This is a genomic window from Pantoea phytostimulans, assembly GCF_046118715.1.
Taxonomy (GTDB): domain Bacteria; phylum Pseudomonadota; class Gammaproteobacteria; order Enterobacterales; family Enterobacteriaceae; genus Pantoea; species Pantoea phytostimulans.
In genome coordinates this window covers 1,422,134-1,436,319 of sequence record NZ_CP173698.1, presented here as the reverse complement: position 1 = coordinate 1,436,319, position 14,186 = coordinate 1,422,134, and the positions used below count along the sequence as shown (strand labels likewise).

At 53.8% G+C, this 14,186-nt stretch carries 11 protein-coding genes; 10 read left to right on the top strand and 1 reads right to left on the bottom strand.

Features of this window, described 5'->3' with window-relative positions; translation table 11 throughout:
• The first annotated feature begins 18 nt into the window (after positions 1 to 18).
• The 10 genes from ACF2G4_RS06785 to ACF2G4_RS06740 all read left to right on the top strand — a co-directional run bounded on the left by ACF2G4_RS06785 (position 19) and on the right by ACF2G4_RS06740 (position 12,329).
• Positions 19 to 1,686: a methyl-accepting chemotaxis protein gene (locus tag ACF2G4_RS06785; protein WP_409075735.1), complete on the top strand. Its 1,668-nt coding sequence runs from the start codon at positions 19 to 21 to the stop codon at positions 1,684 to 1,686.
• Between the two features lie 366 nt (positions 1,687 to 2,052).
• A complete protein-coding gene (locus ACF2G4_RS06780; RefSeq protein ID WP_409075734.1) occupies positions 2,053 to 3,615 on the top strand; it encodes a methyl-accepting chemotaxis protein in 1,563 nt (520 codons plus the stop codon).
• Positions 3,616 to 3,723: 108 nt separating this feature from the next.
• Positions 3,724 to 5,400: a methyl-accepting chemotaxis protein gene (locus ACF2G4_RS06775; protein ID WP_215846582.1), complete on the top strand. Its 1,677-nt coding sequence runs from the start codon at positions 3,724 to 3,726 to the stop codon at positions 5,398 to 5,400.
• An 82-nt stretch (positions 5,401 to 5,482) separates the two neighbouring features.
• Complete coding sequence (gene cheR, locus ACF2G4_RS06770) at positions 5,483 to 6,355, top strand: protein-glutamate O-methyltransferase CheR (protein WP_215846583.1); 873 nt, start codon at positions 5,483 to 5,485, stop codon at positions 6,353 to 6,355.
• A complete protein-coding gene (locus ACF2G4_RS06765; protein ID WP_215848260.1) occupies positions 6,355 to 7,404 on the top strand; it encodes a chemotaxis response regulator protein-glutamate methylesterase in 1,050 nt (349 codons plus the stop codon). Before cheR ends, ACF2G4_RS06765 begins: the two co-directional genes overlap by 1 nt.
• Positions 7,405 to 7,443: 39 nt before the next feature.
• The gene (gene cheY, locus ACF2G4_RS06760) at positions 7,444 to 7,833 is read left to right on the top strand and encodes a chemotaxis response regulator CheY (RefSeq protein ID WP_215846584.1); all 390 of its coding nucleotides are present in this window, start codon (positions 7,444 to 7,446) and stop codon (positions 7,831 to 7,833) included.
• Positions 7,834 to 7,842: 9 nt separating this feature from the next.
• Positions 7,843 to 8,484 (top strand): protein phosphatase CheZ, encoded by a 642-nt coding sequence (gene cheZ / locus ACF2G4_RS06755; protein WP_215846585.1) that lies wholly within the window; start codon positions 7,843 to 7,845, stop codon positions 8,482 to 8,484.
• A 212-nt stretch (positions 8,485 to 8,696) separates the two neighbouring features.
• Positions 8,697 to 9,845, top strand: a complete 1,149-nt coding sequence (gene flhB / locus ACF2G4_RS06750) for a flagellar biosynthesis protein FlhB (protein ID WP_243077707.1) — start codon at positions 8,697 to 8,699, stop codon at positions 9,843 to 9,845.
• Positions 9,838 to 11,937 carry a flagellar biosynthesis protein FlhA gene (gene flhA / locus ACF2G4_RS06745; RefSeq protein WP_215846586.1) on the top strand — a complete coding sequence of 700 codons (2,100 nt, stop codon included), beginning with the start codon at positions 9,838 to 9,840 and terminating at the stop codon, positions 11,935 to 11,937. Before flhB ends, flhA begins: the two co-directional genes overlap by 8 nt.
• Positions 11,937 to 12,329: a flagellar protein FlhE gene (locus ACF2G4_RS06740; protein WP_215846587.1), complete on the top strand. Its 393-nt coding sequence runs from the start codon at positions 11,937 to 11,939 to the stop codon at positions 12,327 to 12,329. The genes flhA and ACF2G4_RS06740 overlap by 1 nt, the downstream gene beginning before the upstream one ends.
• A 50-nt stretch (positions 12,330 to 12,379) precedes the next feature.
• Here ACF2G4_RS06740 and argS read toward each other — a convergent pair whose 3' ends face one another.
• Entirely contained in the window at positions 12,380 to 14,110 is a 1,731-nt protein-coding gene (argS, locus tag ACF2G4_RS06735) for an arginine--tRNA ligase (protein ID WP_409075957.1), read from the bottom strand.
• Positions 14,111 to 14,186: the final 76 nt, after the last annotated feature.

Genomic DNA, 14,186 nt, shown 5'->3' with positions numbered 1-14,186 from the left:
ACTTTTTCAGGGTCAATCATGTTATCAAAAGTCCGTGTTGTAACCAGTTTACTGCTGGTGTTACTGATGTTCGGCTTGTTGCAGCTCATTTCCGGCTCAATTTTTTATAAAGCGCTAAGCCACGATAAGCAGAGTTTCGCGGTGTCACAGTTAGCGAGCAAAAATACTGATGCGCTAAATGATGCTTATATGAACCTTAACCAGAGTCGCGTTGCATTGACTCGCGTTCAGCTTCGTATGGCAACCAGCAAACTGTCCGGTAAAGAGGCCGATGTTGAAGCGTTGTTTAGCGACAGCCAACGTTTTCAGGAGCGTGGCGCTAGCTTCTATAAAACCTTTAAAACCACGCCAGATACGCCGGGACAAAATACCCAGCTCAATAATCAGCTGGATGAATCCTACGCCGCGTATGCTGCTGCGTTAGGTCAACTGCATTCAGCGTTGATGGCTGAAGATATGGACGGTGCGGCTAAAGCGCCCGTTGCACCGAGCCAGAGCGCTTTCCTGAAAATTTATACCGACTGGCGTACCGATCAAAACCGTCTGACCGCTGCGGGTGTCGAAGAAAACGCCCATGCTTACGATCGCATGTTAGGGATCCTCGGTCTCATCACAGCGCTGGTTATTATTATTATTGCGTTGTGTTGGGTCGGGATGCGCCGCGTGCTGATCAATCCGCTAAACAGCAATATCACCCATATCCAACACATTGCTCAGGGTGATTTGACCCAATCTATTGTGGTGGAAGGGCGCAATGAAATGAGTCAGTTAGCCGCGAGTCTGCATGAAATGCAGCAGTCGCTGGTGCGCACTGTGAGCAACGTGCGAGACGGTTCAGATGCCATTTTTACGGGCGCGAGCGAAATCTCAGCCGGTAACAACGATCTCTCTGCGCGTACAGAGGAACAGGCCGCTTCGCTGGAGCAAACCGCTGCCAGCATGGAGCAACTCACCGCGACCGTGAAGCAGAATGCTGAAAATGCACGTCAGGCATCCAAACTGGCGCTGAGCGCCTCAGAAACCGCGCAGAAAGGCGGTAATGTGGTGGATGGCGTGGTGAAAACCATGAGCGATATCGCCGGAAGTTCCAAGAAAATTGCGGATATTACCAGCGTGATCGATGGCATCGCCTTCCAGACTAATATTCTGGCACTGAACGCTGCCGTAGAAGCTGCGCGTGCTGGAGAGCAGGGACGAGGTTTTGCCGTAGTTGCCGGTGAAGTGCGTAATTTGGCCCAGCGCAGTGCGCAAGCCGCAAAAGAGATCAAAAGCCTGATCGAAGATTCTGTGAATCGTGTTAACACCGGCTCTGCATTAGTGGGCACCGCAGGCGAAACCATGAGTGATATCGTCAGCGCGGTAACGCGCGTCACCGATATCATGGGTGAAATCGCGTCGGCGTCAGATGAGCAGAGTCGCGGTATTGATCAGGTAGGCCAGGCGGTAACAGAGATGGATCGCGTGACCCAGCAGAATGCCTCGCTGGTAGAAGAATCGGCTGCTGCAGCGGCTTCCCTGGAAGAGCAGGCCAGCCGTTTGAGTCAATCGGTTGCGGTGTTTAAAGTTCGCCGCGAGCAGGCTGTTCAGACGTTAACTAAGCCGATCCCGATTGCTGCGCCTACGTTGAATACACCGCGTAAAGCATTGACTACGCCGGTTAATGATACGAACTGGGAAACGTTTTAAGCATTCTCTTTAGTACCGTGATGCGGGATTTTACACTCGCATCGCATTCAACATCCCGTGCTTTTCAGACGAAAAGCACGGGCCACTGCGTAAAGATGGCATAAACAGCGCCCTGTGGCGGACGCTTTACGCCGCGACCGAGCTTCCCACCTTCATAACCGCAACGTGCCGTTTGTTTTTAACATGTCTTCTCACGCCTTCCCTGAACGCATTACCCATCCCGCCGCAAATACCCACACAAAATAAACGACTACTTAGATTAATTACAAAAGTCAGTTGTTTTGTAAAACAGGGAAAACCCACTAACAAATCCCATTTCAGCGCCGATATAGCCGCTGCACCTTAACCAATTTTCCGGGGAAAAAGATGTTGAAACGAATAAAAGTGGTGACCAGCCTGATCGCAGTCTTGGTGATTTTTGGCGCTTTACAGTTACTTTCGGGCAGCCTGTTTTGGTCGGCTTTAAACAAAGATAAAGAAGCCTTCGCACTGTCGCAAATCTCAACACGTAACGTCACAGCAATGAGCGATGCGTGGATCGAACTTAACCAGACGCGCACTGTGCTCAACCGCGCGATGTTGCGTTTGCAAACCAACATGGCGTCGAAAATCAACGGCGGCAATCTAAATGACCTGATTAATCAGGCAAAACAACAGCTGGCAGTAGCCGATCGCTCTTTCCAGGTTTATTACAACTTACCGGGCACGCCAGGGTTCGATAACGTTATACGCGATCGCCTCGAGGCGGATTACGCAAATTACCATGATGGCTTAAAAGCGATGCTGGAACGTTTGCAGGCCAACGATCTGGAAGGGATGTTCAAACAGAACATCGAACAGAAACAGAACGACATGAAAGTCAGCTACAGCGAATGGCGTGCAAAACAGACTGAGCTTTCTGAGCAAGGTTTATTACAGAACCAAAAAGCCTTTACGCAGATGATGTGGTTGCTGGGTATTGTGGCGGCCTCGGTGATTGCGGTAATCGCTGCATGCTGGTTTGGTCTGCGTCAGGTTTTGATTCAGCCGCTGCATCGGGTGCTGGAGCATATTCGCGCTATCGCTGCGGGCGATTTAACCCAACCGATTAGCGTGGAAGGGCGCAATGAAATGAGCCAGCTGGCGGCAGGTTTGCAGGAAATGCAGCAGTCGCTGATGAACACCGTCAGTGATGTGCGCGACGGCTCTGACGCAATTTTTACCGGTGCGAGCGAAATCGCGGCAGGAAATAACGACCTTTCTGCGCGCACCGAAGAGCAAGCGGCCTCGCTGGAGCAAACGGCTGCCAGCATGGAACAGCTTACCGCAACGGTAAAACAGAACGCCGACAACGCCCGTCAGGCCTCGCAATTGGCACTGACGGCATCTGAAACGGCACAGCAGGGCGGCAAAGTAGTGGATGGTGTGGTCAGTACCATGAAAGAGATTGCCGGCAGTTCGAAGAAAATCGCCGACATTATCAGCGTGATTGATGGCATTGCTTTCCAGACCAACATCCTTGCACTCAACGCGGCAGTAGAAGCGGCTCGCGCCGGTGAGCAGGGCCGGGGTTTTGCCGTGGTGGCCGGTGAAGTCCGCAGTCTGGCGCAGCGCAGCGCCCAGGCAGCGAAAGAGATCAAAGGCTTGATCGAAGACTCGGTGGCTCGCGTCAACAGCGGTTCGTTACAGGTGGAAAGCGCCGGTAGCACCATGAGTGACATCGTCGGCGCGGTGACACGCGTAACCGACATCATGGGTGAAATCGCCTCTGCGTCTGACGAGCAGAGTCGCGGCATTGAGCAGGTGGGCCAGGCGGTGACTGAAATGGATCGCGTGACCCAGCAAAACGCCTCGCTGGTTGAACAATCTGCGGCGGCGGCGGCGGCACTTGAACAGCAAGCCAGCGCATTAACGCAGGCCGTTTCGGTGTTTAAAACGGTTCGCACATAACCTCGGTATCTCCTTTCGGCGGCGGCGGGTCCAATCCGTGCCGCCGCACATAAAGTTCCCTTCACTCGCGCCGATAAACAGAAGTGAATCGCAACCAATGAGGTGTTTATGTTTAGTCGAGTACGAGTTGTCTCCGGCCTGCTGTGCGTGCTGGCATTATTTGCCTTGCTACAGCTGTTTTCCGGGGGAATGTTTTTCAAAACGGTAAGTTCTGACAAAGAGAACTTCGCTTATAACCAACGTCTGAGCACCTTACAGCAGGCGATGGGCACCTCATGGGTATCACTGGTTCAGGCACGTAACACCCTGAACCGTGCCGGGATCCGCTATCTGCAAGATGCACAAATGTCCGGTTCCGGTGCCAGCGTTAAAGAGTTAGTGGCGCTGGCCAGCAGCGAATTAAAACGCGCAGAACAGGGCTTCGATACCTTCAACGCCAACCTGTCAGAAAAAGGCAAAACCGCAGAAAACGTGTTGACGCTGCAAGCTAACTACAAGGCGTATCACGATGCGCTGGCTGAGCTGATCGTGTTTTTGAACAGCGGCAACTTCAAAGGATTTATTGACCAGCCTACGCAAAGTTACCAGGACAAATTCCAGACAGATTACGACGCGTGGATGCGTTACAACCTGGTGCTCGCCAAGCGCGGTGTGGAAGCCAATAACGACGCTTATCAACGATCTATCTCTATCGTGATTGGCACATTGTTCGTCACGCTTTTGGTGATTGTGCTGGTGTGGAATGTGATGCGCAGCGTACTCATTCGCCCGCTGAAACAGAGCATGGAACATATTCAGCATATTGCGCGTGGTGATCTGACTCAGTCCATTGACGTTACCGTGCGTAACGAAATCGGTGAATTACTGAGCTCATTGCAAAATATGCAGCAAGAGCTGGTGCGCACTGTACGGACGGTGCGTGATGGTTCCGATGCGATCTATACCGGTGCCAGCGAAATCGCCGTAGGTAATAACGATCTCTCTTCACGTACCGAGCAACAAGCGGCCTCGCTGGAGCAGACCGCTGCCAGCATGGAGCAGCTGACTGCGACGGTGAAGCAGAACGCGGAAAATGCGCGTCAGGCTTCGCAACTGGCCCTTAACGCCTCCGAAACCGCGCAGCAGGGCGGCAAAGTGGTGGATGGCGTGGTCACTACGATGAAGGAAATCGCCGGTAGCTCGAAGAAAATCGCGGACATTACCAGCGTGATTGATGGTATCGCCTTCCAGACCAACATCCTCGCCCTGAACGCCGCTGTGGAAGCCGCACGTGCCGGTGAACAGGGTCGTGGCTTTGCGGTGGTTGCCGGTGAAGTACGCAGCCTGGCGCAGCGTAGTGCGCAGGCTGCAAAAGAGATCAAAGGGTTGATTGAAGATTCCGTGAGCCGCGTTAATACCGGTTCGGTGCTGGTGGAAAGCGCTGGCGACACCATGAGCGAGATCGTCAGCGCGGTGACGCGCGTTACCGACATCATGGGCGAGATCGCCTCTGCATCTGACGAACAAAGCCGCGGTATCGACCAGGTTGGCCTTGCCGTGACTGAAATGGACCGCGTCACGCAGCAGAACGCCTCGCTGGTTGAAGAGTCCGCAGCGGCGGCCGCAGCCCTGGAAGATCAGGCCAGCAACTTAAAACAAGCCGTATCAGTGTTCAATATTGGTAAAGAATTTGTCGCCCAGGCCGTTAACAAGACAACGGCGCCAAAAACTCTCCGATTGGATGCGCCGCTGGCGGTTGCCCGTCAGTCTGGTTCTCGTAGTGACGATAACTGGGAAACCTTTTAATCGCCTGGATGGCCCAGCCCTGAAACAGGGTTGGGCATAGCAGCAGATCGTTAATGTGTTTAGTTCAGTGCCAGGTGCAGAAATGAAGAAATCGACGTTATTGGATCAAAGTGAGGCGACGACGCTGCTGTCGCAAATGGTTCAGCGTTTACCGCTCTCAGATACGCATTTTCGTCGTATCAGCCAGTTGATTTATCAACGAGCAGGTATTGTGCTGGCCGATCACAAGCGCGAAATGGTTTACAACCGTTTGGTTCGCCGCCTGCGCACGCTGAACATAGATGATTTTGGTCGTTATCTGGCGTTGCTGGAACACGATCCTAACAGCGCTGAATGGCAGGCATTTATTAATGCATTAACCACCAACCTGACGGCGTTTTTCCGCGAGGCGCACCATTTTCCTATCCTCGCTGAACATGCACGTAAGCGGCAGGGCAGTTTCAATGTCTGGAGTACCGCTGCGTCTACCGGCGAAGAACCTTACTCAATCGCCATGACGCTGGCTGAAACGCTGGGTAGCGGGCCGGGTAAATTTCAGGTCCATGCCAGCGATATCGATACGCAGGTTTTAGAGAAAGCCGTGGCAGGTGTTTATCGCCATGAAGAGTTACGCACGTTGTCACCGGCGCAGTTGCAGCGCTTTTTCCTGCGCGGCACCGGTCCGCATGAAGGCATGGTACGGGTACGGTCTGAACTGGCCAGTACGATCACCTACGCCCAGCTTAATTTGCTGGCGAATGACTGGAAGGTGCCGGGGCCGTTCGATGCGATTTTCTGCCGCAACGTGATGATCTATTTCGATAAAGAGACGCAAGAAAAAATTCTGCGTCGGTTTGTCCCGCTGTTGAAGCCAGGCGGCATTCTGTTTGCTGGTCACTCAGAGAACTTTAGTCAAATCAGTAAAGAGTTTTGGCTGCGTGGGCAAACCGTCTATGGACTGACTAAGGAAAGATGATGAGCAAAATCACCGTGATGTGCGTGGATGACTCTGCGCTGATGCGTCAGTTGATGACGGAAATCATCAACAGTCATCCCGATATGGAGATGGTTGCTACCGCGCCCGATCCTTTAGTTGCCCGCGATTTGATTAAGCAGTTCAACCCGCAGGTACTGACGCTGGACGTAGAAATGCCGCGCATGGATGGGCTCGACTTTCTGGAAAAGTTGATGCGCTTACGTCCAATGCCGGTGGTGATGGTTTCTTCGCTGACCGGTAAAGGCTCGGAAATCACGTTGCGAGCTCTGGAGTTGGGCGCGGTGGATTTTGTCACCAAACCGCAGTTGGGTATTCGTGAAGGCATGCTGGCTTACAGCCAGATGATAGGCGACAAAATACGTGCGGCGGCGCGAGCGCAATTGCATGTGCGTACCTCAACGCCGGTGCCGGTCAAGCTGAAAGCGGGGCCGCTGCTGAGCAGCGAAAAGCTGATTGCGATTGGATCGTCAACCGGCGGTACCGAAGCGATTCGTCACGTGCTGCAACCGCTGCCGGCCACCAGCCCAGCGCTGCTGATTACTCAGCATATGCCGCCCGGGTTTACCCGCTCTTTTGCTGAACGCCTGAATAAGCTGTGCCAGATCACGGTGAAAGAAGCCGAAGATGGTGAGCGAATTCTTCCCGGTCACGCCTATATTGCGCCCGGCGCGATGCACATGGAGTTGGGCCGTAGCGGCGCTAACTATGTGGTGAAACTCAATGAAGGGCCACCGGTTAATCGGCACAAACCGTCAGTAGATGTGCTGTTTAGATCGGTGGCGAGTAACGCTGGACGCAACGCGGTGGGCGTGATTCTCACCGGGATGGGCAACGACGGCGCGGCGGGGATGCTGGAAATGCATCGTGCTGGCGCCTGGACCATCGCCCAAAGCGAAGCCAGCTGTGTGGTATTTGGCATGCCGCGTGAGGCAATTGCCGCAGGCGGCGTGAGCGAAGTCGTGGATTTAAGCAACATCAGTCAGCATATGCTGGCGAAAATTAGCGCCGGACAGGCATTGCGTATTTAACAGGCCCGTCCTGCCGGGCGAGATAACACAGGAGTAGATATGGCTGATAAAAACATGCGCTTTTTAGTGGTAGACGACTTCAACACGATGCGTCGTATTGTGCGTAACCTGCTAAAAGAGCTGGGCTTTAATAACGTAGAAGAAGCAGAAGATGGCGTTGATGCGCTGGCTAAACTGCGTGCAGGTGGCTTTGACTTTGTCATCTCCGACTGGAACATGCCGAATATGGATGGTCTGCAACTGTTGCAAACTATCCGTGCAGATGCAGCGATGAGCAGCCTGCCAGTTTTGATGGTCACCGCGGAAGCGAAGAAAGAGAACATCATTGCTGCCGCGCAGGCCGGTGCCAGCGGCTATGTCGTTAAGCCGTTCACTGCGGCGACGCTTGAAGAGAAATTGGGCAAGATTTTCGAAAAACTGGGCCTGTAAGGAGATGTGATGAGCGACCTTCCGAAATCAACTGAGGATGCCTCGGCACACGACATTATTAGCCGCATTGGCTCGCTCACGCGTATGTTGCGTGAAAGTCTGCGCGAGCTGGGGCTTGATCAAGCCATTGCCGAAGCCGCCGAAGCAATTCCTGATGCCCGTGATCGTCTGGACTATGTGGTTCAAATGACGGCGCAGGCCGCTGACCGTGCGTTAAACTGCGTGGAAGCGGCACAACCGCATCAGGACAAAATGGAAGCCGGCGCAACCCAGCTGAAAGGGCGTTGGGATGCATGGTTTGAAAACCCAATCGAACTGGCCGATGCACGTGAGTTGGTGACGGATACGCGCGAATACCTCGGTGCCGTGCCAGGTCACACGTCCTTTACCAACAAGCAGCTGCTCGAAATCATGATGGCGCAGGATTTCCAGGACCTTACCGGTCAGGTGATCAAGCGCATGATGGATGTGATTCAGGAAATTGAGCGCCAGTTATTAATGGTGCTGCTGGAAAACATGCCTGAAGTCAGCGCCGAGAAGCGTCAGGAAGGCACCAGCCTGCTGAACGGGCCGCAGATTCACTCCGATGCACCGGGCGTGGTCGCGAACCAGGATCAGGTTGATGATTTACTGGATAGCTTAGGCTTTTGATTTTGCTAAGGGTGTTTTACCTCCCAGTGTGGCGTTAAGTCGTTCAGGCTTAACGTCACACCGGCAGTTAGAAAGGTCCGCTTAACGGCGGACTTTCATCCCATCTCTTTTCCATCCGCAAAAGAACAGCGCTTTTGCGCGTCTTATCCCCGCTTTAACCAAACTCAAATTTGGCATCCTATGCTCAGAATTCCACTCCACCGAGGTTTTTCGTGGCTGATAGCGACGAGGACAAAACAGAATCGCCCTCGCCCCACCGACTTGAGAAAGCGCGTGAGGAAGGTGATATTCCGCGTTCGCGCGAGCTGACGTCACTGTTAATGCTGCTGGCTGGCATCATGATCCTGTGGATGGGCGGCAACATGATGGCGCATCGATTAGCGGGCATGGTGGCTGCGGGTCTCCATTTTGACCATGGCATGGTGACGGATGACAAAATCATCATTGCCCATATCAGTAGCCTGATCGGCCAGGCAATTCTGGCGCTGCTGCCTTTAATGGGTGGTTTGGTGTTAGTGGCGATTGCTTCTCCGATGCTGCTTGGCGGTATCGTCTTCAGCGGCAAGTCGATCAAAGTTGATTTCACCAAGCTCAATCCGTTGCCAGGTTTTAAGCGCATGTTTGCCGCGCAGGCCTGGACTGAACTGTTTAAAGGGATTTTGAAAACCATCCTGGTGGGGTCGGTAGGCGTTTGGTACATCTTGTCACACTGGCCGGAAATGCTGCGTTTAATCAGCGAGTCGCCAACCAGCGCGCTGATTCACGGCATGGATATGATTGCGGTGTGCTGTGCATTAGTGATCCTTGGGCTGGTGCCGATGGTGGGTTATGACGTTTTTTGGCAGCTCTACAGCTATTACAAAAAACTGCGTATGTCTCGCCAGGAAATTCGCGATGAACACAAACAACAAGAGGGCGATCCGCACGTTAAAGGGCGTATTCGTCAGCAAATGCGCGCCGCTGCGCGCCGTCGCATGATGGCTGATGTGCCAAAAGCCGACGTCATCGTGACTAACCCAACGCACTATTCTGTGGCGCTGCAATATAACGAGAAAAAAATGAGTGCGCCGAAAGTCGTCGCAAAAGGCGCAGGGGAAATTGCTTTGAGAATTCGTGAACTGGGGGCTGAACATCGCATCCCGGTTTTGGAGGCACCGCCGCTGGCGCGTGCGTTGTATCGTCATACTGAAATTGGTCAACATATTCCCGGCGCGCTGTATGCGGCGGTGGCGGAAGTGCTGGCGTGGGTTTGGCAGTTGCGTCGCTGGAAACGCGAAGGCGGCCTCATCCCAACCAAACCAAAAGATCTGCCGGTTCCGGTAGATATGGACTTTGCAGGAGAGAACAGAAACGATGGCTAATCTGGCCGCAAAATTGCGTTTACCGGGAAACTTTAAAGATATGCAATGGCAGGTATTAGCCGGTCCGGTGCTGATCCTGATGATTCTGTCGATGATGGTGTTGCCTCTGCCACCGTTCATCCTCGACCTGTTGTTTACCTTTAATATCGCGCTCTCCATCATGGTGCTGCTGGTGGCGATGTTTACCCAGCGCACGCTGGAGTTCGCGGCGTTCCCTACCATTCTGCTGTTCTCTACCTTACTGCGACTGGCGCTGAACGTCGCCTCAACCCGTATCATCCTGATGGAAGGGCATACCGGCGGGGCGGCAGCGGGCCGGGTGGTGGAAGCGTTTGGCCACTTCCTGGTGGGCGGTAACTTCGCCATCGGTATCGTGGTCTTCATCATTTTGGTGATCATTAACTTTATGGTTATCACCAAAGGTGCGGGCCGTATCGCCGAAGTGGGCGCGCGCTTCGTGCTTGACGGGATGCCCGGCAAGCAGATGGCGATTGATGCCGACCTCAACGCGGGTTTGATTGGTGAAGAGGAAGCCAAACGCCGTCGTATGGAAGTGACGCAAGAAGCGGACTTCTATGGTTCGATGGACGGTGCCAGTAAGTTTGTGCGTGGTGATGCTATCGCGGGCATCATGATCATGGTGATTAACGTGATCGGCGGCCTGTTGGTGGGTGTGGTGCAGCATGGTATGGATGTCGGTCATGCGGGTGAAACGTACACGCTGTTGACTATCGGTGACGGCCTGGTTGCACAGATCCCCGCACTGGTCATTTCAACGGCAGCGGGTGTTATCGTAACGCGTGTAGCGACCGATCAGGATGTTGGCGAGCAGATGGTTGGCCAACTGTTCAAGGATCCCCGGGTATTAATGCTGAGTGGCGGCGTCATCGGTCTGCTTGGTCTGGTGCCGGGTATGCCAAATCTGGTGTTCCTGATGTTTACCGCTGCGCTGTTGGGTCTGGCGTGGTGGCTGCGCGGACGTGAAATGCAGCCGAAGAAAAGTGCCGAGGCGACCAACAGCATCAATAAAACCCAGAATACCCCGGCAACCGCAGCGACTGCGGAAGCGTCCTGGACTGACGTGCAACTGGAGGACACGCTGGGCATGGAAGTGGGTTATCGCCTGATTCCGATGGTCGATCACCTGCAAAATGGCGAGCTGTTAGGCCGTATCCGCAGTATTCGTAAAAAAGTGGCGCAGGATGTTGGCTTCTTGCCGCCGGTGGTGCATATCCGTGACAACATGGAACTGCCGCCTGCGCGCTACCGTATTCTGATGAAAGGTGTGGAAATTGGCAGCGGTGATGCTTATCCAGGACGTTGGATGGCGATTAACCCAGGCACGGCGGCAGGGACTTTGCCGGGCGAAGCCACGGTGGATCCCGCCTTTGGTCTGGCAGCAATCTGGATTGACAGTGCGCTGAAAGAGCAGGCGCAGATTCAGGGCTTTACCGTAGTTGAAGCCAGTACCGTGGTCGCTACGCATCTGAATCATCTGATTGGTCAATACGCCAGCGAGCTGTTTGGTCGTCAGGAAGCGCAGCAGTTGTTGGATCGCGTAACGCAAGAGATGCCGAAACTCACTGAAGATTTAGTGCCAGGCGTGATCTCCCTGACCACGATGCACAAAGTACTGCAAAACTTGCTGATAGAACGTGTATCGATTCGCGATATGCGCACCATTATTGAAACGCTGGCGGAACATGCGCCGATTCAGAACGATCCACAAGAACTCACCAGTGTCGTACGCGTAGCCTTGGGCCGCGCGATTACGCAGCAGTGGTTCCCGGGTAATGATGAAGTGCAGGTTATTGGTCTGGACGCTACGTTAGAGCGCTTGTTATTACAGGCGTTACAAGGCGGGGGTGGACTTGAACCGGGCCTTGCCGATCGTCTGTTAAGCCAGGCGCAAGATGCATTGCAACGCCAGGAGATGCTGGGCGCGCCGCCAGTATTGTTGGTGAATCATCCGCTACGTGCGTTGCTGGCGCGCTTCCTGCGCCGCAATCTGCCGCAACTGGTGGTGCTGTCAAACATGGAGCTGAGCGACAATCGCCAAATTCGCATGACGGCGACCATTGGAGGCAAATAATGAAACGCTGGCTGTGGCTGCTGTGCATGTTACCGCTTTGTTCCCAGGCTGCGGGCGGCGCATGGCACGCGAGCGCTAATGGCCCGCTGTTGGCGAATCGAGGCGGCTGGCAACGTTCGCAGCCTTTACTGCCGCCGAAAAATACAGACGGTTATATCGACGTTGTGAACTGGCGTTATCAACTCAGCAAACCTGCGCCAGCGGGACTGGAAGTGAAGCTGTGCGCAGCGCAGCGCTGCACTTCGCTTGACGGAGGCAGCGGCAGCACTCGCGGCCTGGCGCATCTGTCGGCAGACGAAACCTTGCATATGGTATTTGGTTTTGCCGGTACGGGACGTTTGCCGCCGGGCTTGCGCGTGGTGAGCAGTGAAGTGATGGTGAACTACCGCTAAGACGCGGTGAAATGCATAAAAAACCCCGCCGAAGCGGGGTTTTTTTGTGTTTACATACGTTCGACGGTTTGGATACCCAAGGTATCGAGACCTTGCTGCAAGGTTTTAGCAGTAAGCGCCGCTAGCTGCAAACGGCTCAGGCGGGTACGTTCTTCTTCCGCGCTGAGAATGGGGCAATGCTCATAGAAGCCAGAGAAGAGACCCGCGAGGTCATACAAGTAAGCACACATCACATGCGGCGTACCATCACGCGCGACTTGGGTGATCACTTCTTCGAACTGCAACAAGCGGGTCGCCAGCAGCGCTTCGCGATCTTCAGTGATAAACAGATCGGCATCCAGCGTTTCTGCATCGATACCCGCTTTGCGGAAGACCGACAGCACGCGAGTGTAGGCATACAGCAAGTACGGGGCAGTATTGCCTTCAAAGGCCAGCATGTTATCCCAGTCGAAGATGTAATCCGTGGTACGGCTTTTCGACAGGTCAGCGTATTTCACGGCGCCAATACCGACGATTTCCGCCAGCTGTTTCACCTCTTCTTCACGCATCTCGGGATTTTTCTCACGCACCAGCGTGTAAGCACGCTGATAAGCTTCATCCAGCAGATCGGCGAGTTTAATGGTGCCGCCGCTACGCGTTTTGAAAGGACGTCCATCTTTACCTAACATCATGCCAAACGCATGGTGCTCAAGCGGCACATTCTCCGGGACATAACCCGCTTTACGCACGATAGTCCATGCTTGCAGCAGATGCTGATGCTGACGAGAATCGATGTAATACAGCACACGATCGGCATGCAGTGTTTCATAACGGTATTTGGCACAGGCAATATCGGTAGTGGTGTAAAGGTATCCGCCATCCTTTTTCTGGATGATAACGCCCATGGGATCGCCTTCTTTGTTCTGGAACTCATCCAGAAACACCACGGTTGCGCCTTCGCTTTCGACGGCTAAGCCTTTCTCTTTCAGATCGCTGACGATGCCTGGCAGCATATCGTTGTAGAGGCTTTCACCCATGACATCTTTACGGCTCAGCGTCACGTTCAGACGGTCATAAATTTTCTGGTTCTGACTCATGGTGATGTCGACCAGCTTCTTCCACATCTCACGGCAATAGGCATCGCCACCTTGCAGTTTTACCACGTAACCACGTGCACGCTCGGCAAACGCAGGATCTTCGTCATAGGTACGTTTCGCTTCACGATAAAACTCTTCCAGATCTGCCAGCGCCATTTCTGCATGATCTTCGTTCTGCTGCTTCTCAAGAAAGGCGATCAGCATGCCGAACTGCGTTCCCCAGTCGCCAACGTGATTAGCACGAATCACGTTATGTCCCAGAAACTCCAGCGTGCGTACGGCGGCATCACCGATGATGGTGGAGCGCACGTGACCAACGTGCATCTCTTTCGCGACATTGGGCGCAGAGTAATCGATCACGATAGTTTGAGGTTCAGCCAGCGTCACGCCTAAACGAGGCAAACGCAGCGCTTGCTTAGCGTTTTCAGCCAGCCATTGACGGTCAAGGAAAATATTGATGAAGCCCGGTCCGGCAATCTCAACTTTGCTGGCGATGCCTGTCAGATCAAGATTCTGCAACACGGTCTCAGCTAATTGTCGCGGCGCTTGTCCCAGTTTTTTCGCCACGGCCATAATGCCGTTTGCCTGATAATCACCAAACTGAACCTTGGCTGACTGACGAACCTGAGGTTCGCAATCGGCGGGCGCGCCGGCTAAAACCATTGCCTGACTGACTTTTGCGGAAAGAAGTGCCTGAATATTCACCGAGTTACCTTCATATGCTGAAAAACGCTCGTCTGAACGATGACGAGCCGTCATCATCATCTTGCCTGGCGTTAAT